Here is a 26,204-nt window from a genome sequence, read left to right as displayed (position 1 = left end):
CACGGTGGCCGCTCACTGCAGGATCTCCGCGGCCTGGGCGTCGAACGCCGAGAGTCCGTCGGCGATCGACGCGGCGGGATTCGTGACCGCCGGCTCGAGGTTCGACTCGAAGGCCGCAGCGATCTCAGCGACCCTGGGCACGGGGGTGATCGGGACGGCGGAGTTGGGCAGCACCGTGGCGAACGCGTCGTAGAACTCGTCCTCGCTCCACGGGGCCACCTCGAGGCCGTCGTTCGTGGGCGGGAAGGCCTCACCTTCGTTCAGGGCCTGCAGGTTCTCCGCCTCGGTGATCCATGCCAGGAGCTCGAGCGCCTCCTCGGGGTGCTCTGAGTTCTCGAAGACCCCGATCTGCCACCCGCCGGCAGCGGACCCGGAGCTTCCGCCCGCCTCCCGGGCCGGCACAGGGACCGTCACCCAGTCGGCGCCGTACGTCAGGTCTCCGTAGTCCTCGATCTGGCTGCGCACCCAGGGTCCGCCGAGCATCATCGCGAGCTTGTCCTGTGCGAAGAGCTGAGCCAGGGTGTCGCCGGACAGGTTGTCGAGGCCAGGCGGGACCGCGCCGGTGGCCACGATGTCCTGGAGCAGCTGCAGCGCTGCCTCCGTCGCCTCGTCGCCCGACGCGGCCGGATCGCCGTCGGGGCTCAGGATCTGTCCGCCCGCGGCCGCGATGTACGGCCCCGCCGCCTCGTAGGCCAGCGAGTAGTCGTTGTCGGTGGGGAACCCATAGCCGTACGCATCGGTGCCCGCGAAAGCGGCGACGTCGTCGAGCAGCTCGTCCCACGTGGCGGGAGGTGACGAGATGCCGGCGCTCTCGAGGAGCCTGAGGTTCACGTAGAGCACGCGGGCATCGGTCGTCAGCGGGAGCGTCACCTGCTCGCCGCCGACCTGTCCCACCTCGACCAGCCCCGGGATGAACGGGCCGGTGTCGATCGCATCGTCGAGCGGCCGGAGGAACCCGGCGGCTGAGTACATCTGGATGTCCGTGTGGTTGACGCGGCCGATGTCGGGGCCCCCGCCTCCGCGCATCTCTGTGGTCAGTGACGTGTTGTAGTCGGCGAACGGGAGCTGCTCGATCTCGACGTCGATGTCGGGATGTGCGGCCTCGAAGGCTTCGATGATGGGTTCCTCACCGATCTCAAGGATGTTGTCCTCGGCTGGGGTCGCGTAGGTGATGGTGACCGTGCCCCCGCCGCCCTGATCGGAGCCGGAGCACGCTGCGAGAGCGACGCTGGAGATGACGAGGCCTGCAACGACGGCGGCCTGACGGCGGACGTGCACGTGGAGCTCCTCTGCTCGGTTCCCATATGGAAACAGGATTCATGCAGAGACCACGTTAGGCACTCTCGATGCACCACGTCAACACTCTGTGGAACACAGTTCGCATACGGGAACGAGTGCTAAGGTGCTCGGCATGGGCGAGAAGGTGACGGCTGGGGCGGCGCTGCCTGCCGGAGTGAAGTCCTCCGAACGCACGCTGGACGTTCTCGAGCTACTGGCGCAGTCGCCTGAGCCGCTGACGATGACCGAGATCTCCAGGCGACTCTCCGTGCCCAAGAGCAGCCTGCACAAGCTGCTCGGCACGCTGGAGCGCCGGGGTTGGGTCCAGACGGACGAACTCACCCATACGCGGTATCGCGTCGGTCTACGGGCCCTCCGAGCCGGCACGAGCTTCGTCGACGCCGACGAGGTGGTGCGCTTGACTGACCCGATCCTGACGGCGTTGTCAGGGCAGTTCGAGGAGGCCACCCATCTCGGTCGCCTCGACGGTGCCGAGGTGGTGTACCTCGCGAAGCGGGAGTCCACGCATCCACTTCGCATGTTCAGCGCCGTCGGGCGCAGGCTCCCCGCCCACGCGACGGCCATGGGCAAGGCCATGCTCGCGACCATGGACGCGGCCGAGATCGAGTCGCTGCTCGGTACTGACCTCGCGGTCCTCACGCAGCGGACCATCCGGAGCCTCGAGGAGCTGCACGAGGACCTGGCGCTCACTCGTGAGCGCGGCTACGGGATAGACGACGAGGAGAGCGCGGACATGATGCGAGCCGTGGCCGTCTCTCTCCCGGTCGACGGGACGCACAACGCCATCAGTCTTTCGGCTCCGAGTGCTCGCCTCCCTCGCGAGATGCTCCCGGACGTCGCCTCCGCGATCACGGCGGCCATCGATCGAGTCGTGCCGGCGCCCTGAATGGGCGGGACTCGGAACGTGGGCCGCCGCGGCGACCAGCGCTTCGACTTACCGGCGAGGGGCGCGGCTTCTCTCCTAGTCGTGTCGGATCCTCGTGCTTGGACGCTGCTCTCGAGCAAGCGGAGCGTGCCCTGAACGAGGAGCGATTCCTGGCTGACGTGTGCGAACCGATGCGTGCGAGCCTTGGTACGTGTCCAGCCAACCAGCGCCGCTCGTCGACGAGCCGGCGACCGACCCGGCACTGCTGAGGACGCTGGAGGCCGCTGGTCTGCCGGCAACCGGGCGTTTTCGTTCCAAGTCGGGTTGGGTGAGCCGTGCGTGGGTCGGCGACGACTATGTCGTACGGCTGAACACCCGCGAAGTGTTCCGCGACGCGCATCGCCACGAAGCCAGGGTCGTCGACGTGCTCGCCGGCAGCGAGGTCCCACACGCCCGGCACATCGCTCACGGCGACGGTCCGGACGGGTCCTGGTACGTCTCCGAACGCCTGCCCGGCGGAACCCTGCACGACACCTGGCCGACGGCGGACTCGTCCACACGCCAGGCGCTCATCGAGAGCCTTGGTGCCGCGTTGCGAGCTCTGCACCAGGTTCGTGTCCCCGACGACCTGCTGCCGCCCTGGCTGGCCGACGCGCTCTCCGGCAAGCCGTGGCCCGCGTTCCACCCACCCGTCGTGGGTGCGGCTCTCCAGCAGGTCGAGGCTGCTCGGCTGCTGCCCGGACACGACCAGCGCCTGCTCACGGAGGTGGCTGAGTGGGTCCAGGAACGACAGGCGTTGTTCGCCGCCGACGAACCCGTCCTCGTCCATGGCGATGTGCATGGGTCCAACGTGATGGTCGACCAAGGACGCGTCACAGGTCTGATCGACTTCGCGGAAGCCTTGGCTCAGCCAGCAGACGTCGAGCTCGACACCATCCTGCGCTGGTGCGCGAGATCGCGAGAGTACCCACCCACACCCGGCGCACGAGGGCTCGACGAGACCACCCTCACCGAGGTCCCCGGACTGCTGCGCGATGCGTACCCGGGACTGTTCGAGCGTGCGGATCTGCGCGAGCGGCTGAACTTCCATGACATGTACGTGGAGCTCGCGATCTACGCACATCACCCCCAGCACGACGTACGTGAGACCGCGCATCGCCGTATCGGTCGCCTGCTCTCTGGCCACAACCATCTGGATGGACTTGCCTGGTAGGTCCACGGCTGCAGGGCCGCGGACTGTGGCGCGCCTCACGGGAACAACCGGACCCGCGCAAGAGTTGAGCCTGGTGGACTCAAGAATCAGTGCCTCGAGTTTGACACCCGCGACGAGCGGACCAGACTTGAGCACGGAAGACTCAACGTGGCTGCGGTCCCGCGAGGGACGAGCCGGAAGGAGCACGACACCATGGCACGAGCGGTCGGGATCGACCTCGGAACCACGAACTCGGTGGTCGCCGTCCTGGAGGGCGGGGAGCCCACCGTCATCGCCAACGCCGAGGGTTCACGGACGACCCCCTCGGTGGTGGCCTTCAGCAAGTCGGGGGAGGTGCTCGTCGGTGAGGTCGCCAAGCGGCAGGCCGTCACCAACGTCGACCGCACCATCACCTCCGTCAAGCGCCACATGGGCACCGACTGGAAGGTGTCCGTCGACGACAAGAGCTACACCGCGCAGGAGATCTCCGCGCGCGTGCTCGGCAAGCTCAAGAAGGACGCCGAGTCCTACCTGGGCGAGCCGGTGACGGACGCCGTCATCACGGTGCCCGCGTACTTCAACGACGCCGAGCGTCAGGCGACGAAGGACGCCGGCCAGATCGCCGGCCTCAACGTCCTGCGCATCGTCAACGAGCCGACCGCTGCCGCCCTCGCCTACGGGCTCGAGCGCGGCAAGGAGGACGAGCTCATCCTCGTCTTCGACCTGGGCGGCGGCACGTTCGACGTCTCCCTCCTCGAGGTCGGCAAGGACGAGGACGACTTCTCCACGATCCAGGTCCGCGCCACCAACGGTGACAACCGCCTCGGTGGCGACGACTGGGACCAGCGCATCGTCGACTGGCTCGTCAGCCAGGTGAAGAACAAGGACGGCGTCGACCTGTCGAAGGACAAGATCGCGCTCCAGCGCCTGCGCGAGGCCGCCGAGACCGCCAAGAAGGAGCTCTCCTCGGCCACCAGCACCACGATCTCGCTGCAGTACCTCTCGATGAGCGAGAACGGCCCCATCCACCTGGACGAGAAGCTCACCCGGGCCCAGTTCCAGCAGATGACCGAGGACCTCCTCGAGCGCACCAAGACGCCGTTCCACAACGTCATCAAGGACGCCGGGATCTCCCTCTCCGCGATCGACCACGTGGTCCTCGTCGGCGGCTCGACCCGCATGCCCGCGGTGACCGACGTCGTCAAGGAGCTCACGGGCGGCAAGGAGCCGAACAAGGGCGTCAACCCGGACGAGGTCGTCGCCGTCGGCGCGGCCCTCCAGGCCGGCGTCATCCAGGGTGAGCGCAAGGACGTGCTGCTCATCGACGTCACCCCCCTGAGCCTCGGCATCGAGACCAAGGGCGGCGTCATGACCAAGCTCATCGAGCGCAACACGGCCATCCCGACGAAGCGCTCCGAGGTGTTCTCGACGGCGGAGGACAACCAGCCGAGCGTGCTCATCCAGGTCTTCCAGGGCGAGCGCGACTTCGCCTCGGACAACAAGGCCCTCGGCACGTTCGAGCTGACCGGCATCGCGCCGGCCCCGCGCGGCATGCCGCAGATCGAGGTCACCTTCGACATCGACGCCAACGGCATCGTGCACGTGTCCGCGAAGGACCGCGGCACGGGCAAGGAGCAGTCGATGACGATCACCGGCGGCTCGGCCCTGCCGAAGGACGAGATCGACCGCATGATCAAGGAGGCCGAGGCGCACGCCGCCGAGGACCACAAGCGCCGCGAGGAGGCCGAGGTCCGCAACACCGCGGAGCAGCTCGTGTACTCCACGGAGAAGCTCCTCACCGAGAACGCCGAGAAGCTCCCCGAGGACGTCGCCTCCGAGGTGCGCGCCGCCGTCGCCGAGCTCAAGACGGCGCTCGAGGGCACCGACATCGACGCCGTCAAGGCGAAGCAGGAGGCGCTCGCCACCGCCAGCCAGAAGATCGGCCAGGCCCTCTACGCCTCCGCCGAGCAGGAGCAGGCGGCGGGCAACCCGGGTGCGGCGGAGGCTGACGCCGAGGCGGCCGCCGGCGCCGGCACCCCCGAGGGTGCCGATGACGACGTCATCGACGCCGAGATCGTGGACGAGGACGAGAAGAAGTGACCGAGAACCCGTACGAGGGCGAGCCGATCATCCGCGACAAGCGGAGGGTGGACCCGACGACGGGTGAGCTCCGGGCCACCGGCGCTACCCCGGGCACCGACGAGGTGTCCGGGGCCGGCGCCCCGGCCGGAGCCACCGACGCCACCCAGGCCGCCGGTGACAGCGAGCTCGAGGCGGCGCGGGCCGAGATCCTCGACCTGCAGGACCAGCTCGCCCGTGCCAAGGCCGAGACGTACAACACGGATCAGCGTTTCAACGCGTTCGTGAAGCGCACCCGGGGCGAGTCCGCCGCCGAGCGGACCCGCGGTCGCGTGGATGTGGCCGAGGCGCTCGTCCCGGTGCTGGACGACATCGAGCTCGCTCGGGCGCACGGCGAGCTCGTGGGGCCGTTCGCGGCGATCGCGGAGAAGCTCGAGCAGATCCTCTCCTCGCGCTTCGAGGTGGAGCGGTTCGGCGCGGAGGGCGAGGAGTTCGACCCGACGCTGCACGAGGCGCTCATGCACGCCGACGACCCCGCGGCCACGACGACGACGGTGCAGCGGGTGCTCCAGCCCGGGTACCGCGCGGGCGAGCGCATCGTGCGCCCGGCCCGGGTCGCCGTCGTCGGCCCCGAGTGACGCGGCGGCGCGCGACGAGAGAAGCGACGAGAATCATCACGAGGACGACGCCGGAAGGAGGCGGTGAGGCATGACCGGCCAGGACTGGCTCGAGAAGGACTTCTACCAGGTGCTGGGCGTGTCGAAGGACGCCGACGCCGCCGCCGTCAAGAAGGCGTACCGGAAGCTCGCGCGCAAGCTGCACCCGGACCAGAACCCGGGTGACGCCGTCGCCGAGCAGCGCTTCAAGGAGGTCGGGGAGGCGTACGCCGTCCTCTCCGACCCGGAGCAGCGCAAGCAGTACGATTCGCTGCGCGCCATGGCCGGCGGTGGGCCTCGGTTCACCGCCGGCTCCGGCGGGGCGTCGGGCGCCAACTTCGAGGACCTGTTCGGCGGCATGTTCGGCGGCGCCGCACCCGGCGGGACGCGGGTCCGCTACTCGACCACGGGACCCGGCGGCTCGGCCGGGCCGGGCGGCGCGGCGGGCTTCGAGGACATCCTCTCCGGCATGTTCGGTGGGGGCGGCTTCGGCCCGGGCGGCCGCACGGCGGGACCGGAACGCGGTCCCGACCTGACGACGTCGGCCCGTCTGCCGTTCCGGAACGCCGTCGAGGGCGCGACCGTCACGCTGACCGTGGACGGCCGCTCGATGACCGTCCGCATCCCGCCCGGGGTGCGCGACGGCCAGAAGATCCGCCTGCGCGGCAAGGGCCTCCCCGGCGTGGGCGGGGGCGCGCCGGGCGACCTCGTCGTCACCGTCGGCGTCGATCCGCACCCCGTGTTCACCGCCGACGGCGACAACCTCCGCATCACCGTGCCCGTCACGTTCGCGGAGGCGGCGCTCGGGGCCGCGATCGACGTCCCGACGTTCGACGGCGGAACGGTGCGCGTCAAGGTGCCGGCGGGGACGCCGTCGGGCCGGACCCTGCGCGTGAAGGGCCGGGGGATCTCGACGGCGAAGCACACCGGCGACCTGCTCGTCACCATCGAGGTGGCGGTGCCGGCCCGCCTGACCGACGACGCCAAGGCGGCCGTCGAGGCGTTCGCCGCCGCCACGAACGGCGAGGACCCGCGTGCCGCGCTCGCGGCCGAAGCCGCGCGGTGAGGTGGCGGCCATGGCCCAGCCCCAGGCGTACGACGCACCGGCCCTGACGATCTCGGCGGCGGCGCGCCTCGCCGGCATGCACCCGCAGACGCTGCGTCAGTACGACCGCCTCGGGATCGTCACGCCCCGTCGCGCGCGCGGCCGCGGGCGGCGGTACTCGATGCGCGACGTCGACGTGCTGCTCGAGGTCCAGCGGCTGTCCGGCGAGGGCGTCAACCTCGCCGGGATCAAGCGGATCCTGGAGCTGCAGGACGACGTCGCGCAGCTGCGTGCCGTGCTCGAGCAGCTGCGCGCCGCGATAGACCCGGGCAGCCGGGTGTTCGCGGCGTCGGCGAGCGGCGACGTCGTGGCCGTGCCGCGGGGACGCCGGCCGGAACGCGCCGGGGCGAGTGCCCCACAGGCGTCCGGCCGGGGCGCCCTCGTGATCTGGGGCCGCCGCGACTGACGCCACGCGCGGGCGAGCCGGCCCCGCCACGGCGCCATCCTCTCGCGCCCACGAGGACTACGGTCGAGTCGTGGCGAACCGGCTCGCGCACAGCCTCTCCCCGTACCTCCGGCAGCACGCGGACAACCCCGTCGACTGGTGGGAGTGGGGCGACGACGCCTTCGTCGAGGCCGCGCGGCGGGACGTCCCGGTGCTGCTCAGCGTCGGCTACGCCGCCTGCCACTGGTGCCACGTGATGGCGCACGAGTCGTTCGAGGACGCGGACACCGCCGCGGGGCTCAACGACCGCTTCGTCGCGATCAAGGTCGACCGCGAGGAGCGGCCTGACGTCGACGCCGTCTACATGGCCGCCGTCCAGGGCCTCACGGGCCAGGGCGGCTGGCCCATGACCGTCTTCCTCACGCCCACGGGCGAGCCGTTCTACGCCGGCACGTACTACCCGCCCGAGCCGCGCCACGGGATGCCGTCGTTCCGGCAGGTGCTGGACGCCGTCGCCGAGGCGTGGACGGACCGGCGCGACGGCGTCGTCGAGCAGGCGCGGGCCATCGCCGGCGCGATCGGGGCGGACGACGGCGGAGCGGTGGGTGCCCGGCGTCCGATCGTCGCGGTGCGGGCCTCCGAGCCCGCCCTCGACGCCGCCGCGCTCGATGCCGCCGCGGCGACGCTCGCGGCCGAGTTCGACGCCCGGCACGGCGGCTTCGGCGGCGCGCCCAAGTTCCCACCGTCGATGGCGCTCGAGCTCCTCCTGCGCCACCACGCCCGCACCGGCGACGACGCCTCGCTGGCCATGGTCGCCTCGACCTGCGAGCACATGGCGCGCGGCGGCATCCACGACCAGCTCGCCGGCGGTTTCGCCCGCTACTCCGTGGACGCCACGTGGGCCGTGCCGCACTTCGAGAAGATGCTGTACGACAACGCGCAGCTGCTCCGCCTCCACGCCCACCTGCACCGCAGCGCCGAGCCGGGCGGCCCGACGGCCGAGCTGGCCCGACGCGTCGCCACCTCTACCGCCGAGTTCCTGCTCCGCGACCTGCGCACCGGCCAGGGGGCGTTCGCGAGCGCGCTCGACGCCGACGCGCCGGCCGAACCGGGGGGCCGCCCCGAGGAGGGTGTGTCGTACGTCTGGACGCCGGTGCAGCTCGTCGACGTGCTGGGGGAGGACGACGGCGCCTGGGCGGCCGCCGCGCTCGGCGTCACCGAGGCGGGCACGTTCGAGGGCGGCGCCTCGACCCTGCGGCTCCCGGCCGATCCCGACGACGGCGAGCGCTGGCTCCGCGTGCGGGCGACGTTGCTCGCGGCGCGGGACACCCGGCCGCAGCCGGCCCGCGACGACAAGGTCGTGGCCGCCTGGAACGGCCTCGCCATCGCGGCCCTGGCCGAGGCCGGCGCGCTCCTGGACCGCCCGGACTGGGTCGACGCCGCCGTCGCGTGCGCGGAGCTCCTCGTGAACGTGCACCTCGACGACGGCCGCCTGCGTCGCGTCTCCCGCGACGGCGTCCCCGGCACCGCCGCCGGCGTGCTCGAGGACTACGCCGACGTCGCCGACGGGTTCCTCGCCCTGCTCCAGGCCACCGGTGACCCGGTCTGGCTGACCCGTGCGGGGGCGCTGCTCGACGTCGTCCTCGATCGGTTCGCCGCGCCGGGCGGCGGCTTCTTCGACACGGCCGACGACGCGACCGATCCGCGGCTCGCCACGATCCGTCGTCCGGCGGACCCGTCCGACAACGCCGCGCCGTCCGGGAGCTCGGCCGCCGCCGGGGCGCTCCTGTCGTACGCCGCCCTCACGGGATCGAGGCCCCACCGCGCGGCGGCCGAGGCCGCGCTCGCCGCCGTCGCGCCGCTCGCCGAGCGCGCGCCCAGGTTCGCGGGCTGGGCGCTCGCCGTCGCCGAGGCGGCGCTCGCCGGACCGGCCGAGGTCGCCGTCGTCGGCCCCGGCGACGACCCACGCACCCACACCCTCCTGGCCGCAGCGCGCGGCGCCGGGGCGCCGGGCGCCGTCGTCGTCGCCGCCGATCCGGACGACCTCGGGGCGGACGCCGTCCCGTTGCTGCGGGACCGCCCGCTGCTCGACGGCGCACCGGCGGCGTACGTGTGCCGGCAGTTCGTGTGTGCCCGGCCCACCGGGGACCCGGACGAGCTCGTCGCCCTCCTCGACGCGCGGCATTCCCCGCCGAGTGCGTGATCCCTCCCGCATCTGTGCCGCGTGTCGCGCGAGAAATCCCGCACTCGTCGGCCGGCGACGTAGTCAACCCAGGGGTTGACAACGGCGCCGACGCCTTCTAAGTTCGTAGTCAACCAAGTGATTGAACAACGAGAAGGTTGACCACATGTCCGAGAGTGCGGAGCTCGACAAGGCGTTCCTGGCGCTTGCCGACCCGGTGCGCCGAGCGATCATCGCCCGGCTCTCCCGCGGGCCGGCGACCGTGACCGAGCTGGCCGAGCCGCACGCGATGACGAAGCAGGCAGTCTCGAAGCACATCCACGTGCTCGAGCAGGCCGGCCTCGTCACGCGCAGCCGCGACGCCCAGCGCCGACCGGTCCACCTGGACGCGGCGGCCCTGGAGCGCCTCACGGCCTGGATCGACCGCTATCGCTTGGTGGCGGAGGGTCGGAACCGCCGGCTCGACGCCGTCCTGTCCGAGATGAAGGAGAAGGAACGATGAGCACCAACCCCACCACCATCACCGCCGAGCCCGGCACCGCGTACATCGAGACCGTGCGCGAGTTCGACGTCGACCCGGCCACGCTCTACCGCGCGACGACCGACCCGGAGCTCGTCAGCAAGTGGCTCGGCCCGCGTGAGCTGACGATGGAGATCGAGCACTACGACATCCGTCCCGGCGGCTCGTACCGGTACGTGCAGCACGCTCCGGACGGCGGCACGTACGGGTTCCGCGGCGTGGTGCACACCGCGCGGCCGGGCGAGTACACCGTGCAGACGTTCGAGTTCGAGGGCTACCCGGACTCCGTGGCGCTCGAGACGGCGCGCTACGAGGACCTCGGGAACGGGCGCACCCGGCTCGTGGCTCGGACCATCTTCGACTCCGAGGCCGCGCGTGACGGCGCCGCCGCCAGCGGCATGACGAGCGGCATCGAAGACTCCTACGCCCGACTGGCCGAGCTCGCCGCGGCGCTGTGACGGTCGTCGCCCGCCGAGTGCATGGTTCTTCCCGGCGCCGTCCGGCGTGTCGTGGGAGGAGTCACGCACTCGGCGGGTAGGGCGCGCTCAGGCGCCGACCAGGTGGCTGGGCAGGACGTCGTAGGACGCCGGCAGGGCCGTGAACTCACCGCGCCCGCCGGTGAGCGAACGCAGGTCGAGCGCGTAGCGGACGAGCTCCGACGCCGGGACCGAGGCCTCGATGCGCACCCACCCGTCCGGCTGGACCACCGAGGACGTGATGTGCCCGCGTCGCGCCGACAGGTCGCCGAGCACGTCGCCCTGCGTCGCCGACGGGACGACGACGGCCACCTCGCTCACCGGTTCGAGGACGATCGTCCCGGCGGCCGCGAGCGCCTCCTTCAGCCCGAGCGCGGCGGCGGTGCGGAACGCCATGTCGGAGGAGTCGACCGAGTGGGACTTGCCGCCCGTGACCTCGACGGCGACGTCCACCACCGGGTACCCGTGGGGGCCGCCGTCGGCCATCGCCTCGACGAGCCCCCGGCGCACGGCGGGCAGGTACGAGCGCGGGATCGCGCCGCCGACCACGGAGTCGATGAGCTCGAACCCGCCGCCCCGCGGCAGCGGAGCGACCGTGAGCTCGACCACCGCGAACTGCCCGTGCCCGCCGGACTGCTTCTTGAGCCGGCCCTGGGCCGAGGCGGACCGCGCGATCGTCTCGCGGAAGGGGATCCGCACGGGCGCCGTCGTGACCCGTACCCCGAACACGCGCGCCAGGCGCTCCAGCGCCACCGCCAGGTGGGTGTCGCCGAGGCCCGCGAGCACGCTCTGCCCGTCGACGCGCTCGCTCCGCAGCGTCGGATCCTCGGCCGTGAGGCGGGCCAGGGCCGAGGACAGCTTGTCGTCGTCCGCCTGCGACACGGGTTCGAGCGCGAGCGCGTACACGGCGGCGCGGCGGGGCCGCTCCGAGACGCTGACGGGGAGGCGGCGAGCTGCGAGCAGCGTGCCGGTCGAGGTGGCGGCGAGCTTTGCGACGGCGCCGATCTCGCCCGCCACGAGCCGCTCGACGGGCAGGTGCTCGCGCCCACGCAGCCGGAACAGCCCGTGCAGGCGTTCCTCCGCACCCGTCGCGGCGTTCGCCAGCCGGCCGCCCGAGGGGACCGTCCCGGAGAGCACCTTGAACACGGACACCTGCCCGACGAACGGGTCGGCCACGGTCCGGAACACGTGAAGCAGTGGGTCGGCCGCGGCGTCGGGCTCGACGGCGCTCGCCTCCCCGGCGATCGTGACGGCGGCCGGCCGCGCGGCGGGGGACGGCCCGATCTCGCACAGGAGGTCCGCGAGCCGGTCGACGCCGACCCCCGTCGCGCCGGAGCAGCACAGCACTCCGACGGCCTCACCGGCGGCCACCTGGCGCGCGAACGTGCGCTCGAGCTCCGGTGCGGCCGGGGCGTCCCCGGCCAGGTAGCGCTCGAGCTGGTCGTCGTCGTGCGTGACGATCTCCTCGGTGAGCTCCTCGTGGAGGCGGTGTTCCTCGTCGGCCACCTCGGGAGGCACCGGCTCGTCGTGCCCGCGGCCGCTCCCGTCGCCGTTCGCTCCGTCGTAGGCGTACGCCCGGTCGCTGAGCACGTCGGCGACGCCGCGGAACGCCGACTCCTCCCCGAGCGGCAGCTCCAGCGGCAGGATCGCGTCGCCGAACGCGGCACGCAGCTCGTCGAGCACCCGGTGGAAGTCCGCGCGCGCCTTGTCCTCCTGGGTCACGACGACGAGCCGCGCCAGGCCCGCCTCCGCGCACGCGCGCCACGCCGCCTCGGTGCCGACCTGGACGCCGTCGACGGCACTCACGACGACGAGGGCGAGACCGGCGACGCCGAGCGCTGCGTCCCGGGCACCCACGAAGTCCGCGTAGCCGGGGGTGTCGAGGAACGTCAGGGCGTACGTCTCGCCGTCGGAGGCGGTCCACTCGGCGGACGCGACGCCGAGCCCGATCGAGATCCCGTGCGTGACCTCCTCCGGCTCGTGGTCGCACACCGTGCTGCCGTCCTCGACGCGCCCGGGGCGGGCGATCGCGCCCGCACGATGCAGCAGCGCCTCGACGAGCGTGGTCTTGCCGGCGCCGCTGTGGCCGACGACGGCCACGTTGCGGATCCGCTGCGTCGTCGCACTGACCATGTCCGGCCTCCTGGGCGGGGATCCCAGCGTAGTGCGCGAGCGTGCCCGAGCCCAGGTGCGGTTCTGCCGAGAGCGGATCGGCCGCCGTCGGGCCCGCGGCGCGGATAGCGTGCCGTCATGGCGACGACTGACGACGGCGCACGGGTCCGCGCGATCGGCACGGCACCGACCGTGGGGTCCGCGTGGCGGCACGCGATCGGGCGCCTGCTCCGCCGCCGGCGGGAGCAGCTCGGGCTCCGGCTCGTCGACGTCGCCGTCCGCGCGGGTGTCTCCGCGCAGTACCTGTCCGAGGTCGAGCGCGGCCGGAAGGAGCCCTCGTCCGAGGTGCTCGCGGCCGTGACCACGGCACTGGGCCTCACGCTCGTCGACCTCGCGCACGGCCTCGGACGCGCCCTCGAGCCGCGCCGGCTGACGTCCGTGCCCGGCGGGGTGCGGGTCGTGGAGCTCAGCGGCGTGGATCCGCGGCGTGCGGCTCCGCCGACGTCCTCCGGTGGCGCTCGGGCGACCCGGTCGGGCGACGCCGTCCTCCTCGCCGCCTGACGCCGTCGTCAGTCGGGCCGCTCCGTGAGGATGTGGTCGACGACGCCGTACGCCTTCGCGCGTTCGGCGTCGAGGATGAGCTCCCGGTCCGTGTCCCGCCGCAACGTCTCCACGGACTGCCCGGTGTGGGCGCTGAGCACCTCCTCGAGCTGGGAGCGGACCCGCACGATCTCGTCCGCGGCCAGGATGAGGTCCGGCACCGTGCCGCGGCCCTGACCGGTCGGCTGGTGCAGCACCACGCGTCCGTGCGACAGGATCGAGCGCTGCCCCTTCGCGCCCCCGGCGAGCAGCAGGGCCGCCGTCGTCGCCGCCTGGCCGAGGCACGTCGTCGCGACCGGCGGGCGGACGTACTGCATCGCGTCGTAGACGGAGAGCGTGGCCGGGATGTCGCCACCGGGCGAGTTGATGTAGAGGTGGATGGGCAGGTCCGGGTTGTCCGACTCGAGGTGGATCAGCTGCGCGATGAGGACGTTCGCCACCCCCTCGTCGATGGCCGTGCCGAGGTAGACGATCCGGTCCGACAGCAGGCGGCTGAACACGTCCATCGCCCGCTCCGACCCGGGTCGCTTCTCGACGACGTACGGGATCGTGTAGCTGCTCATGCGCTCGCCCCCAGTCCGACGCGGCGCTGCTGACCCGGTTGCACGCTCGCGAGGTCCGTGACCACGCGGTCGATGAACCCGTACTCGAGCGCCTCGTCGGCGGTGAAGTAGCGGTCCCGCTGGGAGTCCTCCGCGACGCGGTCGATCGGCTGCCCCGTGTGCGCGGCGATGAGCCCGAGCACCGTGTCGCGGGTGTGGCGCAGGTCGTCGGCCTGCACCTCGATGTCGAGGGCGGTGCCGCCGATCCCCGCCGAGCCCTGGTGCAGGAGCACCCGGGCGTGCTCCAGCGCGAACCGCTTCCCGGGGGTGCCCGCCGAGAGGAGGAACTGCCCGGCGCTGTACGCCATGCCCATGGCGAGCGTGCTGACGTCGTTCGGGATGAGGCGCATGACGTCGTGGATGGCGAGCATGGCGGGCACGGAACCGCCGGGCGAGTTGATCCAGAGGCTGATGTCGGCGCGCGGGTCTTCCGCGGACAGCAGGAGCAGCTGGGCGCACAGACGGTTGCCGACGACGTCGTCCAGGCCCGTGCCGAGCACGATGATCCGCTGGTGCAGGAGCCGGGAGGCGAGCTCGTCGTCGAGGGGGCGGGTGGGTGTCTGTTCGCGTGGCATGGCCTCAGCGTGCGACGGCGGCGCCCGCTCTGCGTAGCGGGCGCTGCCGGGGGCGGATCTGCTGTGAGCAGAGCGAGGACTCCGGAGCGAGGATGCAGCGCGGCACCCAGCAACGGATGTGATGATTCGGGGATGTCGTACGTCGTCGTCGGAGTGGTCGCGATCGGAGTCGGGCTCCTGCTGTGCCTGCGCGGCGCCGTCGCGCTCCGGGTGGTCATCGCCGTGTGGGGCGGTCTCGTCGGGCTCAACATCGGCGCCGCCCTCGGCGCGGGTGGCGACGCCGGTGCGTTCCTCGCCACGCCCGCCTCATGGATCGTGGGCCTGCTCCTCGCGGTGGTCTTCGCGCTGCTGGCCTACGTCTTCTACGCCATCGGGGTGATCCTCGCGCTGGGGTCGCTCGGCTTCGTGCTCGGTGCGGCCGTCGCTGGCGCGTTCGGGGTGACCGACGGCGGGGGCCTCCTGCTCGCATCGATCGCCGGGGCGATCGTGCTCGCCGTCGTCGGCATCGCGCTCAACGTCCCGCGACTCTTGCTCGCCGTCGCGAGCGCGCTCGTCGGAGCCGCGCTCATCGTGCGCGGCGCGATGGTGCTCGCCGGCGACGTGCGCCAGGCCGACGTGCTGGAGGTCGCGGAGATCGGCGGGCTGTGGGCGCTCGCGTTCGTCGTGCTCGCGGTCGTCGGCCTCGTGGTGCAGCTGCGCGCGGGCGCGGGGCGCGGCAGCGCGCGGAGCCAGTGGGGCTCCCGCGCGCAGCCCGCCTGAGCGGAGGCCTCAGGGGACGAGCACGATGCGGCCGTGGACCGACCCCGAGGCCAGCGCGGCGAGCGCCTGCGCGGCCTCCTCCAGCGGGTACGTCCGGCCGACGGCGGGCCGGAGCCGACCGTCCTCGAGCAGCGCCCGCAGGTCGGCCATCGAGTCGGCCTTCGCGGGCTGCGTGACACCGGCGTCGAGGTGCCGGGAGAACGGCGCCCGCGCCATGAGGCCGAGCTGGCGCGGCACCCCGCCGAGCCACCGGTGGCCGTACGAGCCGTAGCCGTCGTGCCCGATCAGCACGTAGCGGCCCTGCGGCGTCAGGACGCGTCGGCACGCGGCGTAGGAGTGGTTGCCGGGGATGTCCACGATGAGGTCGTACGTGTCCGGGCCAGCGGTGAAGTCCTCCACCCGGTAGTCGAGGACCCGATCCACGCCGAGGGACCGCACCATCTCGAGCCGGTCCGCGGCGTCGACGGCGGTCACCGTCGCCCCGGAGGCCACGGCCACCGCGACGACGATCGACCCGACGCCGCCCGCAGCGCCGTTGACGAGCACCCGCTGCCCCGCGAGCGAGCGGCCGCGGTCGGGCAGGTTCGCGAGCGCGATCAGCCCGGCCGTCGGCACGCTCGCTGCCTGCTCGTGCGTGACGCCGTCGGGCTTGCGCGCGAGGGCCGCTGCGGGCGCGACCGCGTACTCCGCCCACGCGCCGCCGTTGACCCACTGGATCCCTCGCAGGGTCTCGCCGAAGACGTCATCGCCCACGGCGAGTCCGGTGACGCCGCTGCCGACGGCGGTGATCTCGCCGGACAGGTCCGTGCCGGGCACGACCTGCCGCGGCCCCCGCACTCCCGCGCCCATCAGGCGGAGCACGAGGGGCCGCCCGGCCACGACGTGCCACACGTCCGGGTGCAGCGAGCTCGCCCGGACCCGCACCAGCACCTCGTCGGCCGCGGGCTGAGGCACCGGGAGGTTCTCGACCCGCAGCCGGTCCGGCCGGCCGTATCCGTCCTGCACGACGGCGCGCATGCGGTGAGGGTACGACGTGCGGCCCGGGAAAGGCGCCCCGACAGAGCAGGGAGCGCGCTCCTCGCAGGCCCACAGGCCACAGGTACGTCGGCGACACGCCGTGCACGGGTACCAGCCCGTCCGGCGGTGCTCCGCTCAGGGCCGCAGCAGGCTGACGGCGTTGGCCGTCCACGACTCCTCGCCCTGAGAGCCGGCCGCGGCCTCCAGCGCCGCGGCGAGCATGAGCGCCTCGAGCCAGGCGCGCTCGGCGTCCGAGGGCTGCGCGACGTCGAGGTAGCCCGCGAGGAACGCCGAGCGCGCCTGCGGCGTCGGCGGTCCCCACGCGTGGTACCGGGTGGCCAGGAACACGCTCGAGTGGGCGACCTCGCCCATCGCGTGGCCGCGGTGGGTCTCCTCGAAGTCCAGAATCGCTGACACGGCGTCGCCCGCCCACAAGAGGTTCGCCGAGCGGATGTCGTCGTGCACGAGCTGCGCGCGTGGTTCGTCGTCGGGCAGCGCGGCGACGACGGCGGCGAGCCGGCGCGTCACCGGCTCCAGGCGCGGGTCCTGCGCCGGCCGCTCGGTCCAGGTCTCGACGAGCGCGCGTGGTGTTCTCGCCGGCTGCCCCAGCGCCCCAGGGCGCGCCGGCGGGAACGCCGCCGCGCCGTCGTACGCGGCCATCGACTGGTGCAGGCGCGCCAGCACCTCGCCGGCGGCGCGCGCCTGCACCGTGTCGTCGGCGTCGAGGAGCACCCCAGCGTGGAGCCGCTGCACCCCGATCGACAGGTGCTCGTGGAGCACCTGAGGCTCGCCCGACGTCGCGAGCAGCGGCGCCGAGACGGGCAGGTCGTGGTCGTCGAGCCACACGAGCAGCCGTCCGACAGCGGCGAGGTGGGGGTGCAGCGCCTCGATCGCCGAGCACTTGACGACGAGCTCGCCGACGTCGGACGCCAGGAACGCGATCATGTTGCCCGCGCTGATCACGAGCCGGTCGACGTTCGTGACTTCGACGCCGTGCGTGGCCCGCAGTGCCGCGACGAGCCAGTCCGCCGCAGCCGACGCGCCCGAGAACCGGAACCGGCTGCTCAGCGCGTCGTCGGCCTCGGACGTCTCCCACAGCATCTCCGCGGTGGGCATCATGCGAGCCGCTCCCACAGGAACCGGTACGCGAGCGCCGCCATGTGCGCCGCCTGCGCGTTCGTCGCCGCGCCGCCGTGCCCGCCCTCGACGTTCTCCCAGTACGTCACGTCCTTGCCGGCGGCGAGCATGAGGGCGGCCATCTTCCGTGCGTGACCCGGGTGCACCCTGTCGTCGCGCGTCGACGTCGTGAACAGCACCGGCGGGTACGTCCGCTCGGCGTCGAAGAGGTGGTACGGCGAGAACGTGCGGAGGAACGCCCACTGCTCGTCGTCGTCGGGATCCCCGTACTCCGCCATCCACGACGCCCCGGCGAGCAGGTGGCTGTACCGCTTCATGTCCAGCAGTGGCACCTGCACGACGACGGCGCCGAACAGCTCCGGGTACTGCGTGAGCATGTTCCCGGTCAGCAGCCCGCCGTTCGAGCCGCCCTGGATGCCGAGGCGCGCCGGCGACGTGATGCCGCGCGCCACGAGGTCGCGCGCGACGGCCGCGAAGTCCTGGTACGCCTTGTGCCGCTTCTCCTTCAGCGCGGCCTGGTGCCAGGTGGGGCCGTACTCGCCACCCCCGCGGATGTTCGCGACGACGTAGACGCCGCCCCGGGAGATCCACGAGCGGCCGAGCGTGCCGGAGTACGCCGGCGTCAACGAGATCTCGAACCCGCCGTACCCGTACAGCAGCGTCGGCGCGGTGCCGTCGAACGCGAGATCCGCGGGCCGCACCACGAAGTAGGGCACGCGCGTGCCGTCGTCGGACGCCGCGAAGTGCTGCTCGATGACCCGCCCGTCCGGGTCGAAGAACGTCGGCTGGTGCTTGAGCTGCTCGGCGCGGCTCGCGCCGTCCGGCCCGATCTCGACGAGCGACAGCGTGGTCGGGGTCAGGTAGTCGGTGGCGACCATCCAGACCTGGTCGAGCTCGTCGTCGTCGACGGCGGAGACCTCGACGGTCCCGAAGTCCGGCGCCGCGGTGAACGGCGTCCGTGCCCACGTCCCGCCTGCTCCGCTCGCCGCGCTCGGGGGCGTGAGGACCTCGAGTCGGTTCTTGACGTCGTCGAGCACGTTCACCACGAGGTGCGACGCGGTCCACGTCGCCCCGACGAGCGCCGTCGTCGGCGTGGGCTCGACGAGGACCTCGAACGCGCGCGAGCCGGACAGGAAGTCCTCGAAGCGGATCGCGAGCAGCGAGCCCGCGTCGAAGGTCGGGCCGACGGCGTCGCCACCTTCCAGGGTCCAGTCCTCGCGCAGCTCCACCAGCAGCCACTCGCGCTTGACGCCGGCCATCGCGGAGTTGGGGACGTCGACCTTGGTGAGTTCGCCGTCGGCACCGAGCAGGTACAGCTCGTCGTCGTAGAACGCGATCGTGCGGCTCACCCAGTCGCGCTCGAAGCCCGGCGTACGGTCGTGGAACGCCGCGATGTACATGTCCTCGGACGCGCCCTCGTAGACGAGCTCGGCGTCGGCGAGGTCCTGCCCGCGCCGCCAGCGCTTGGCGAGGCGGGGGTAGCCGGACGGCGTCATCGTGCCGGGGCCGAAGTCCGTGAAGACGAAGAGGGTGTCCTCGTCGATCCAGCTGATGCCGCCCTTCGCCTCCGGGCGGTGGAAGCCGCCGTCGACGAACGCCAGCGCTCCGAGGTCGAACTCGCGGCTGACGTCGGCGTCCGCGCCGCCGCGGGACAGGTCGACGATGGCCCGCCGGAAGGCGAGCGGGCCGGTGCGCAGCACGCTCGCGCCGTGCCACACCCAGTTCTCACCCTCGGTCTCGTTGAGGGCGTCGACGTCGAGCACGACCTCCCACTCGGGGTCGTCGCTCCGGTAGGAGTCGAGTGTCGTGCGGCGCCAGATCCCGCGCTCCTGGTCGGCGTCGCGCCAGAAGTTGTAGTAGTGCTCGCCGACCTTGGCGACCTCGGGGATCTTGTCCGTCGAGTCGAGGACGCCGAGGATGCCGGCCTTGGTCGCGGCGAAGTCGTCGCTCGCGGCCAGCGAGCCGTCAGTCTCGGCGTTGCGCTCGCGGACCCAGCCCAGGGCGTCGTCGCCCTCGACGTCCTCGAGCCACGCGTAGCGGTCTGCGGCGGCCGGATCGCCGGCGGTCGCGGGGGCGGGGGTTCCGGTGGCGGTCTCGATGGCGTCCGACGTCATGGTCCGACTCTAGGCGGACTCCCTCGCCCTCTCGGAGCCCACCGAGTGCGTGATCCGTCCCGCCGGTCGTCGGCGTGTCGTGGGAGAACTCATGCACTCGGGTGACGTTGACGTCGCCCGGGGAGCGAGTAATATAAGCGGGAACTTATGACTCAGGAGGAACCATGACCACGACCATCGACCCGATCGAGCAGGCGCGCCTCGTCACGCGCGAGGTGCACACGGCCGAGAAGGACGGCGCCACGACCAAGATCGCCGTCGCGCGCCGCGCGTACGCCGCCGAACCCGCCGACGTCTGGGATGCGCTCACGATGCCCGAGCGCCTGCCCCGCTGGTTCCTGCCCGTCAGCGGCGATCTGACCGTCGGCGGCCGGTACCAGTTCGAGGGCAACGCGGGCGGCGTCGTCGAGGCGTGCGAGCGGCCCGACCGCTTCGACGTCACCTGGGAGTTCGGTGGCGGCGTCAGCTGGCTCACGGTCACGCTCACGCCCGACGACGGCGGGACGGTCCTCGAGCTGCGGCACGAGGCCGTCGTGGATCCGGACATGTGGGAGGAGTTCGGGCCGGGGGCGGTCGGCCTCGGGTGGGACGGCGCGCTGCGTGGTCTGGGCCTGCATCTCGACTCCGGCGCCGGGCTCGACCCGGAGGCAGTGATGGCCTGGGTGCTCAGCCCGGAGGGTGTCGCCTTCCATCGGGCGGCCGGTGAGGACTGGGAGCGGGCGGACGTCGCCGACGGAGCCGACCCCGCCGTCGCCCACACGGCGTCCGAGCGCGCGATCGCGTTCTACACGACGATGCCCGAGGAGGCGCCCGCTGGCGACGACGGCGCGTCGGGATCCGAGGGCGAGACCCCGGCGCGCTGACGTGGCCGGCGTCTTCGAGGCGCTCGGGGACCCGGTGCGCCGCCGGATCCTCGAGCACCTGGCCGACGGCGAGGCCGCCGCGGGCGTGCTGAGCGACCTCGCGCGGGCGGAGTTCGCGATCTCGCAGCCGGCGACGTCGCAGCACCTGCGCGTGCTGCGGGAGGCGAGCCTCGTGAACGTCCGCGCCGAGGGGACCAGGCGGCTGTACGCCGTCGACCCGGACGGGCTGGACGCCGTGCAGGACTGGCTGGCCAGGTTCCAGGGCGCCTTCTCCCAGCCGCTCGACGCCCTTGCGACGGAGCTGGCCCGCGGGCGGCGGGAACGCCGTCGGGCAGCGACGGCGGATCGCGCCGAGGGCCGGCCGGCGGCGGCGGGTCGCGCCGAGGGCCGGCCGGCGGCGGGCGGAGAGGGTCGCAGCGCGTGAGCGGGGGCCGTCTCGCGCCGAGTGCGTGAGGTCTCGCGCTCTCGGCGGCGTGGCGCGGGTAGCACTCACGCACTCGAGGCGCCGCGAGTGCCAGCGAGTGCCATCTCGTATTCGTGCGCGCACCTATATGTACAGTCCTATAGGCGAGCCGGTACCGTGACGGCATGGAGCTCAGACACGCCATCCTCGGCCTCCTGTCGATCCAGCCGCTGAGCGGCTACGACCTCGGGCGCGCGTTCGCCGGGACGGTGGCGCACTTCTGGTACGCCGACCAGTCGCAGATCTACCGCACGCTCGATCGCCTCGCGGCGGACGGCGCGATCGAGACCGAGCGGATCCGGCAGCAGACCCACCCCGATCGGAAGGTGCACACCCTCACGGACCGGGGGCGGGCGGAGCTGACGGCATGGCTGACGTCGCCGCTGGAGCCGGAGCGCCCCAAAGAGCCGTTCCTCGCGAGGCTGTTCTTCGCGGCCGAGCTCGGCGTCGAGGGCGTGGAACGGCTGCTGGAGGAGCGCGAGCGTCAGACCAGGGAGGTGCTCGAGCGGCTGCGCGCGATCACGGTCCCCGCCGGTGACCGTGCCGCGGTGCTGCAGCAGGCCACCCTGAGCTCGGGCATCGCCCACGCCGAGGCCGAGCTGGAGTGGCTCGCCGATACCCGGCGCCGCAACGCCGGGGCGGTGGAGCAGTCATGACGCAGGCGGCCGCGGCGACCGACTACCCGCTCGAGCACGGCCCTCGCGAGGGCGAGACCATCGTCCTGCTCCACGGCGGGAACGTGGCCGGGTGGATGTGGGAACCGCAGGTGCAGCGCCTGCCCGGGCGGCACCTCCTGACGCCGGACCTTCCGGGATACGGGGCGCGCACCGACGTGATCTGGCCCGGCCTGGCCGGTGTGGCCGACGACGTCGCGAGCCTCGTCCGCGATCGTGCGGTCGGCGGGCGGGCGCACGTCGTCGGGCTCTCGCTCGGGGGCCACGTCGCGATGCATCTCATCCAGCGGCACCCGGAGCTGGTGCGGACCGTCACCGTGACCGGCGTCGCCGCGGCGGGTCTCGGTCGGCTCGAACGACTCCTCATCACGCCGCAGGTGCCCCTGTGGAACCGGCGCTGGTACTGGGCCGCGCAGGCGGTGGCGTTCGGCATCCCCGCCGACGGCCGCGAGCTGTTCGTGACCTCCGGCAGCAGCGTGCGCCCCGAGACGAACCGGCGGATGTTCCACGAGGTCGCCGCCGGCACGATGCCGTCCGGCGGCATCGACTTCCACGGGCCGGTCCTCGCGGTCAGCGGCGAGCGCGAGAGCCGTTCGGTCCGGGGGGCGTTCGCCCGGTTGGGGGCCGCGATCCCGCAGTTGCGTACGTGGATCGCGCCGCGGATGCACCACACCTGGAGCGTCGAGGACCCCGACCTGTTCACCCGGATGGTCACCACGCACACCGAGACCGGGGTCTGGCCGCCAGGGCGCGGATGAGGGTGTCCCCCGGGCGCCGAGCCTGGATCAGGGAGCGACGCCGCGGCGGAACGCGCGCACCGCGAGGTCGGCGGTGACATGCCGCGGCACCCCTTCGTTGCTCACCTCGGAGGCCGTGTAGAGCACGGCGTAGAAGAGGTTGACGGCCCAGGCCGTCGGGATCTCGGGCGCGATGCCACCCTCGGCGCGGGCGCGCTCGATGGCCGCCACCATCTCGTCGCCGCCGTCGTCGCCGTCCCAGTTCGGGTTGCCGTCGAACCTGCTCGGGTCGGAGAACAGGAAGATCACCCGGTCGCCCATGTCGATGCCGGCGCGCAGGAACTGCTCGAGTCCGTCCATCGTGGTCGCGTACGGCGCCAGGACGGCGTCGATCGTCTCGAACTGCGCGAACGAGTCCAGCAGCAGCCCGTCGATGAGCGCCTGGCGGTCGGTGAAGTAGCGGTGCAGCGTCGAGCGGCTGACCTCGGCGCGCTCTGCGATCGTCGAGAGCGACGCGGAGTAGTCCCGTGCCCAGACCGCGGCCGCGGCGTCGAGGATCGCGTGCCGGGTGCGCGCGCGGACCCCACGCTCGACGCCCTCCGCTGTCTCGCTCTCCGCCGTCATGCCGCCGAGGGTACGCCGATCTCCGATTGAGGGACAGTCGGGTTGCGAAATGCGACAGATGTGTCGCATACTGCTTCGGGAGCGTTCAAGCGAGGAGAGGGCCGATGAGCGGACAGACGGCAGAGAACACCGAGCAGGGTGTGCCCGAACGGACCACGCGGGAGAAGGCCCGCATCCTGTGGGCGTACGCCCGCCCTCACAAGGGCGTCCTCGCCGTCGCCCTCGTGCTCGGCGCGCTCGGCGTCGCTGCCGAGCTCGCCACACCGCTCGTCACGAAGGCGGTGCTCGACGGCCTCGAGATGTCCGCGTCGCTGCGCACGCCGATCACGATCCTCGCGGTGCTGCTCGTCGCGGGCTCCGTCGTCGGGCTGATCCAGGGGATCATGCTCGGCACGCTCGCGGAGCGGATCATCCTGGCCGCGCGCACCGGGATCGTCCGTCACCTCCTGGGTGCGCGCGTGCCCGAGGTCACCGCGCGCCCGCCGGGCGAGCTCGTCACGCGGGTCACCTCCGACACGCTGCTGATCCGCGAGGCGACGACGTCCAGCGTCGTCAACTTCGTCAACGGCCTCATCGGGCTCGTCGGCGCGATCGTGCTCATGGCCTACCTCGACGTCGTGCTGCTCGGCACGACGGTGGCGGTCCTGGTGCTCGTCGGGATCTGCGTCGTCGTGCTCATGCCGCGCCTCTCGAAGGCCCAGCAGGAGGCCCAGGAGCACGTCGGCAAGCTCGGCGGGCGGCTCGAGGGCGTCGTCCGCGCCCTGCGTACCGTGAAGTCCGCCCGCGCGGAGACGCGCGAGACGAGCCGGATCTCGGCGCACGCGGAGGACTCCGCCCGGGCCGGGATCCGCGCCGTCAAGCTCGAGAACGTCTCCTGGACCATCACCGGCGCCGGGGTGAACCTCGCCGTCATGCTGCTGCTCGGCGTCGGGGCGTGGCGCGTGTCCACCGGGGCGATCACCGTGACCACGCTCGTCGCGTTCCTGCTCTACGTCTTCCAGCTGATGATGCCGGTCATGCTGCTGACGATGGCGCTGACGTCGCTGCAGTCCGGCCTTGCCGCTGCCGCGCGGATCAGCGACGTCGAGGACATGGAGCTGGAGGCCGACGACGACGGCGCCGTCGCCTCGCGCGCGCAGGTCACCGATCGTGCGGGTCAGGTCGCGACAGGCTCGGCTGGGGCGAGCCCGCCCGAGCCGCCCGCGCTCCGGCTGCGCGACGTGACGTACCGCTACCAGACCGCCGACGGCGTCGCCCCGGCCCTGAACGGTGTCTCGATCAGCGTGCCGCGCCGCGGCCACACGGCGATCGTCGGACCGTCCGGCGCCGGGAAGACGACGATCATGTCGCTGCTGCTGCGGTTCCTGACGCCGGAGGACGGGCGGATCGAGCTCGACGGCCGCCCGTACGCGGAGTGGACCACCGACGAGATCCGGTCGCGGATCGCGTACGTGGAGCAGGACACGCCCATCGTGCCCGGGACGCTGCGGGAGAACCTCGCGTACGCCGCTCCGGACGCCTCGGACGCGCGGGTGTGGGCCGCCGTCGACGCCCTGCGCCTCAGTGCACGGGTCGCCACGATGCCGGACGGTCTCGACACCGAGGTGACGTCGGCCGAGCTCTCCGGGGGGGAGCGGCAGCGCGTGGCGGTCGCCCGGGCGCTCGTGGCGCAGCCGGAGATCCTGCTGCTGGACGAGGCGACGGCGCAGCTCGACGGCCTCACCGAGGCGGCGCTCGCGGGGGCCATCCGCGAGGTCGCGGCCACCGGGGCGGTCGTCACGATCGCGCACCGGCTCTCCACGGTCGTCGACGCCGACCAGATCGTGCTCCTCGAGCGCGGGCGCGTGCGCGCCGTCGGCCGGCACGCGGAGCTGCTCGAGGCGGACGAGCTGTACCGGGAGCTGGTTGCCGCGCTGCGGCTCGACGCGAGCGTCGGCGCCCCGCACGACGAGGCGGTGGCCGGCGAGGCTCGGGACGGCGAGCCGGCGTCGGACGTGCCGGTCCCGGCCACGACCTGACCCGAGCGTCGACTGCCTGATCCGTCCTCGCGCCCGGGGCATCGCCGAGTGCGTGCCCTCTCCCGCCCTCATCGGCGTGTCGGCGGGAGGGATCACGCACTCGGCGGTGGCCTACGCTCGCGGACGTGAGCGCGGGTGCGGCAGAGAGACCGACGGCGGCGGGGGTCGGCCCGCGGGCGTCGCTGTCCGGCGTCGCGCTCGGCCTGGTCGCTGCGGCGGCGTTCGGCACGTCCGGGATCGCGGCGCGACCGCTGCTCGACGCCGGCTGGTCGCCGACCGCCGCCGTCCTCGTCCGGATCGGCGTCGCGGCGCTGCTGCTGGCCGGCCCGGCGGTCTGGATCCTGCGGCGCGACGGCGTGGCCGGCCTGCGCGGCAAGGTGCGGCTGCTCGTTCTGTTCGGCGTCTTCGGCGTCGCCGGCGCGCAGGTCTGCTACTTCAACGCCGTCCAGCACCTCTCGGTGGGCGTCGCGCTGCTCATCGAGTACTCCGGGATCCTCCTCGTGGTCGCGTGGAACTGGCTGCGCGGCCTCGTCCCGGCGCGGATCACCCTCGCGGGAGCGGCGATCGCCGTCGTCGGCCTCGCCCTCGTGCTCGACGCCTTCGGCGGCGCGGAGGTCTCCGCCACCGGGGTGCTGTGGGCGTTCGGTGCCGCCGTCGGGCTCGCCGTGTACTTCGTGATCGGCGCGCGCACGGAGGACGGCGTGCATCCGATCGTCATGGTGAGCTCCGGCATGGTCGTCGGTGCCGTGGCGCTCGGCCTGCTCGGCGCCGTCGGGCTCATGCCGGTGGTGATCGGCGCGGCCGAGGTGACGCTCCTCGGAAACGAGATCCCCGCCGTCGTCGTCCTGCTGTGGCTCTGCCTCGTGACGGCGGTGCTGGCGTACGTGGCCGGCGTCGTCGCCAGCCGTCGGCTCGGCTCGACCACCGCCTCGTTCCTCGGCCTGACCGAGGTGCTGTTCGCCGTCGTCTTCGCGTGGCTGCTGCTCGCGGAGGTGCCCTCGCCGGTCCAGCTGCTGGGCGGCGTCGCCGTCCTGATCGGCGTGGTCCTCGTGCGGCTCGGGGAGCTGCGCAGGAGCCGCCCGCCGACGGACCTCGCGGGCGTTGCCGTCGGCGACCCGTAGCGCCGCCCGCGGTGCGAGCCGTGGCCGCC

25 protein-coding genes are annotated in these 26,204 nt (G+C 72.9%); 17 read left to right on the top strand and 8 right to left on the bottom strand.

The features are described 5' to 3' along the window. Positions 1–12: 12 nt before the first annotated feature. Positions 13–1,278, bottom strand: a complete 1,266-nt coding sequence (locus tag BCAV_RS18705; protein WP_015884191.1) for an ABC transporter substrate-binding protein — start codon at positions 1,276–1,278, stop codon at positions 13–15. Between the two features lie 133 nt (positions 1,279–1,411). On the opposite strand from BCAV_RS18705, the gene BCAV_RS18700 reads away from it, so the two are divergent. The 9 genes from BCAV_RS18700 to BCAV_RS18660 all read left to right on the top strand — a co-directional run bounded on the left by BCAV_RS18700 (position 1,412) and on the right by BCAV_RS18660 (position 10,741). Further along, positions 1,412–2,185: an IclR family transcriptional regulator gene (locus tag BCAV_RS18700; protein ID WP_015884190.1), complete on the top strand. Its 774-nt coding sequence runs from the start codon at positions 1,412–1,414 to the stop codon at positions 2,183–2,185. Positions 2,186–2,375: 190 nt separating this feature from the next. Then, positions 2,376–3,377 carry a phosphotransferase family protein gene (locus tag BCAV_RS18695; RefSeq protein ID WP_015884189.1) on the top strand — a complete coding sequence of 334 codons (1,002 nt, stop codon included), beginning with the start codon at positions 2,376–2,378 and terminating at the stop codon, positions 3,375–3,377. Positions 3,378–3,569: 192 nt separating this feature from the next. Then, positions 3,570–5,456, top strand: a complete 1,887-nt coding sequence (gene dnaK / locus BCAV_RS18690) for a molecular chaperone DnaK (RefSeq protein WP_015884188.1) — start codon at positions 3,570–3,572, stop codon at positions 5,454–5,456. Further along, positions 5,453–6,073, top strand: coding sequence for a nucleotide exchange factor GrpE (locus BCAV_RS18685; RefSeq protein WP_015884187.1), 621 nt, complete (start codon positions 5,453–5,455; stop codon positions 6,071–6,073). Before dnaK ends, BCAV_RS18685 begins: the two co-directional genes overlap by 4 nt. 70 nt (positions 6,074–6,143) lie before the next feature. After that, positions 6,144–7,157, top strand: a complete 1,014-nt coding sequence (locus BCAV_RS18680; RefSeq protein WP_015884186.1) for a DnaJ C-terminal domain-containing protein — start codon at positions 6,144–6,146, stop codon at positions 7,155–7,157. A 10-nt stretch (positions 7,158–7,167) separates the two neighbouring features. Continuing rightward, on the top strand, positions 7,168–7,602 hold the full coding sequence (locus BCAV_RS18675) for a heat shock protein transcriptional repressor HspR (protein WP_015884185.1): 435 nt from the start codon (positions 7,168–7,170) through the stop codon (positions 7,600–7,602). Between the two features lie 70 nt (positions 7,603–7,672). Beyond that, positions 7,673–9,784 carry a thioredoxin domain-containing protein gene (locus tag BCAV_RS18670; RefSeq protein WP_015884184.1) on the top strand — a complete coding sequence of 704 codons (2,112 nt, stop codon included), beginning with the start codon at positions 7,673–7,675 and terminating at the stop codon, positions 9,782–9,784. A 145-nt stretch (positions 9,785–9,929) separates the two neighbouring features. Beyond that, on the top strand, positions 9,930–10,265 hold the full coding sequence (locus tag BCAV_RS18665) for an ArsR/SmtB family transcription factor (RefSeq protein ID WP_015884183.1): 336 nt from the start codon (positions 9,930–9,932) through the stop codon (positions 10,263–10,265). After that, a complete protein-coding gene (locus BCAV_RS18660) occupies positions 10,262–10,741 on the top strand; it encodes an SRPBCC family protein (protein WP_015884182.1) in 480 nt (159 codons plus the stop codon). Before BCAV_RS18665 ends, BCAV_RS18660 begins: the two co-directional genes overlap by 4 nt. A gap of 87 nt (positions 10,742–10,828) precedes the next feature. On the opposite strand, the gene BCAV_RS18655 is transcribed toward BCAV_RS18660, so the two are convergent. After that, positions 10,829–12,892, bottom strand: a complete 2,064-nt coding sequence (locus tag BCAV_RS18655) for an elongation factor G (RefSeq protein WP_015884181.1) — start codon at positions 12,890–12,892, stop codon at positions 10,829–10,831. Positions 12,893–13,009: 117 nt separating this feature from the next. Between BCAV_RS18655 and BCAV_RS18650 the strand changes: the two genes are divergently transcribed. Beyond that, positions 13,010–13,432, top strand: coding sequence for a helix-turn-helix domain-containing protein (locus BCAV_RS18650; RefSeq protein WP_015884180.1), 423 nt, complete (start codon positions 13,010–13,012; stop codon positions 13,430–13,432). Positions 13,433–13,440: 8 nt separating this feature from the next. Here BCAV_RS18650 and BCAV_RS18645 read toward each other — a convergent pair whose 3' ends face one another. After that, positions 13,441–14,034, bottom strand: coding sequence for a ClpP family protease (locus BCAV_RS18645; protein ID WP_015884179.1), 594 nt, complete (start codon positions 14,032–14,034; stop codon positions 13,441–13,443). Continuing rightward, a complete protein-coding gene (locus BCAV_RS18640; protein WP_015884178.1) occupies positions 14,031–14,648 on the bottom strand; it encodes a ClpP family protease in 618 nt (205 codons plus the stop codon). Before BCAV_RS18640 ends, BCAV_RS18645 begins: the two co-directional genes overlap by 4 nt. A gap of 132 nt (positions 14,649–14,780) precedes the next feature. On the opposite strand from BCAV_RS18640, the gene BCAV_RS18635 reads away from it, so the two are divergent. Then, a complete protein-coding gene (locus tag BCAV_RS18635; protein WP_015884177.1) occupies positions 14,781–15,407 on the top strand; it encodes a hypothetical protein in 627 nt (208 codons plus the stop codon). Between the two features lie 9 nt (positions 15,408–15,416). Here BCAV_RS18635 and BCAV_RS18630 read toward each other — a convergent pair whose 3' ends face one another. The 3 genes from BCAV_RS18630 to BCAV_RS18620 all read right to left on the bottom strand — a co-directional run bounded on the left by BCAV_RS18630 (position 15,417) and on the right by BCAV_RS18620 (position 19,675). Beyond that, positions 15,417–16,424, bottom strand: coding sequence for an NAD(P)-dependent alcohol dehydrogenase (locus BCAV_RS18630; RefSeq protein WP_015884176.1), 1,008 nt, complete (start codon positions 16,422–16,424; stop codon positions 15,417–15,419). 135 nt (positions 16,425–16,559) lie between these two features. Next, on the bottom strand, positions 16,560–17,543 hold the full coding sequence (locus tag BCAV_RS18625) for a phosphotransferase enzyme family protein (protein WP_015884175.1): 984 nt from the start codon (positions 17,541–17,543) through the stop codon (positions 16,560–16,562). Next, the gene (locus tag BCAV_RS18620) at positions 17,540–19,675 is read right to left on the bottom strand and encodes a prolyl oligopeptidase family serine peptidase (RefSeq protein ID WP_015884174.1); all 2,136 of its coding nucleotides are present in this window, start codon (positions 19,673–19,675) and stop codon (positions 17,540–17,542) included. Before BCAV_RS18620 ends, BCAV_RS18625 begins: the two co-directional genes overlap by 4 nt. A 164-nt stretch (positions 19,676–19,839) precedes the next feature. Here BCAV_RS18620 and BCAV_RS18615 point away from each other — a divergent pair, with 164 nt between their 5' ends. The 4 genes from BCAV_RS18615 to BCAV_RS18600 all read left to right on the top strand — a co-directional run bounded on the left by BCAV_RS18615 (position 19,840) and on the right by BCAV_RS18600 (position 22,433). After that, positions 19,840–20,538: an SRPBCC family protein gene (locus BCAV_RS18615; protein WP_015884173.1), complete on the top strand. Its 699-nt coding sequence runs from the start codon at positions 19,840–19,842 to the stop codon at positions 20,536–20,538. Position 20,539: 1 nt separating this feature from the next. Next, the gene (locus BCAV_RS18610) at positions 20,540–20,962 is read left to right on the top strand and encodes an ArsR/SmtB family transcription factor (protein ID WP_015884172.1); all 423 of its coding nucleotides are present in this window, start codon (positions 20,540–20,542) and stop codon (positions 20,960–20,962) included. A 164-nt stretch (positions 20,963–21,126) separates the two neighbouring features. Continuing rightward, positions 21,127–21,657: a PadR family transcriptional regulator gene (locus BCAV_RS18605; RefSeq protein ID WP_015884171.1), complete on the top strand. Its 531-nt coding sequence runs from the start codon at positions 21,127–21,129 to the stop codon at positions 21,655–21,657. Then, positions 21,654–22,433 (top strand): alpha/beta fold hydrolase, encoded by a 780-nt coding sequence (locus BCAV_RS18600; RefSeq protein WP_015884170.1) that lies wholly within the window; start codon positions 21,654–21,656, stop codon positions 22,431–22,433. Before BCAV_RS18605 ends, BCAV_RS18600 begins: the two co-directional genes overlap by 4 nt. 27 nt (positions 22,434–22,460) lie before the next feature. Here the strand turns inward: BCAV_RS18600 and BCAV_RS18595 are convergent, their stop codons facing one another. Beyond that, the gene (locus BCAV_RS18595) at positions 22,461–23,036 is read right to left on the bottom strand and encodes a TetR/AcrR family transcriptional regulator (protein ID WP_015884169.1); all 576 of its coding nucleotides are present in this window, start codon (positions 23,034–23,036) and stop codon (positions 22,461–22,463) included. Between the two features lie 104 nt (positions 23,037–23,140). On the opposite strand from BCAV_RS18595, the gene BCAV_RS18590 reads away from it, so the two are divergent. After that, positions 23,141–25,054 (top strand): ABC transporter ATP-binding protein, encoded by a 1,914-nt coding sequence (locus BCAV_RS18590; protein ID WP_015884168.1) that lies wholly within the window; start codon positions 23,141–23,143, stop codon positions 25,052–25,054. A gap of 125 nt (positions 25,055–25,179) precedes the next feature. After that, positions 25,180–26,175 carry an EamA family transporter gene (locus BCAV_RS18585; protein ID WP_015884167.1) on the top strand — a complete coding sequence of 332 codons (996 nt, stop codon included), beginning with the start codon at positions 25,180–25,182 and terminating at the stop codon, positions 26,173–26,175. Positions 26,176–26,204 lie beyond the last annotated feature (29 nt).

The sequence above is a fragment of the Beutenbergia cavernae DSM 12333 genome (genome assembly GCF_000023105.1).
In the GTDB taxonomy this organism is placed as follows: Bacteria; Actinomycetota; Actinomycetes; order Actinomycetales; family Beutenbergiaceae; genus Beutenbergia; species Beutenbergia cavernae.
This window is presented reverse-complemented; position numbering and strand designations above follow the sequence as displayed.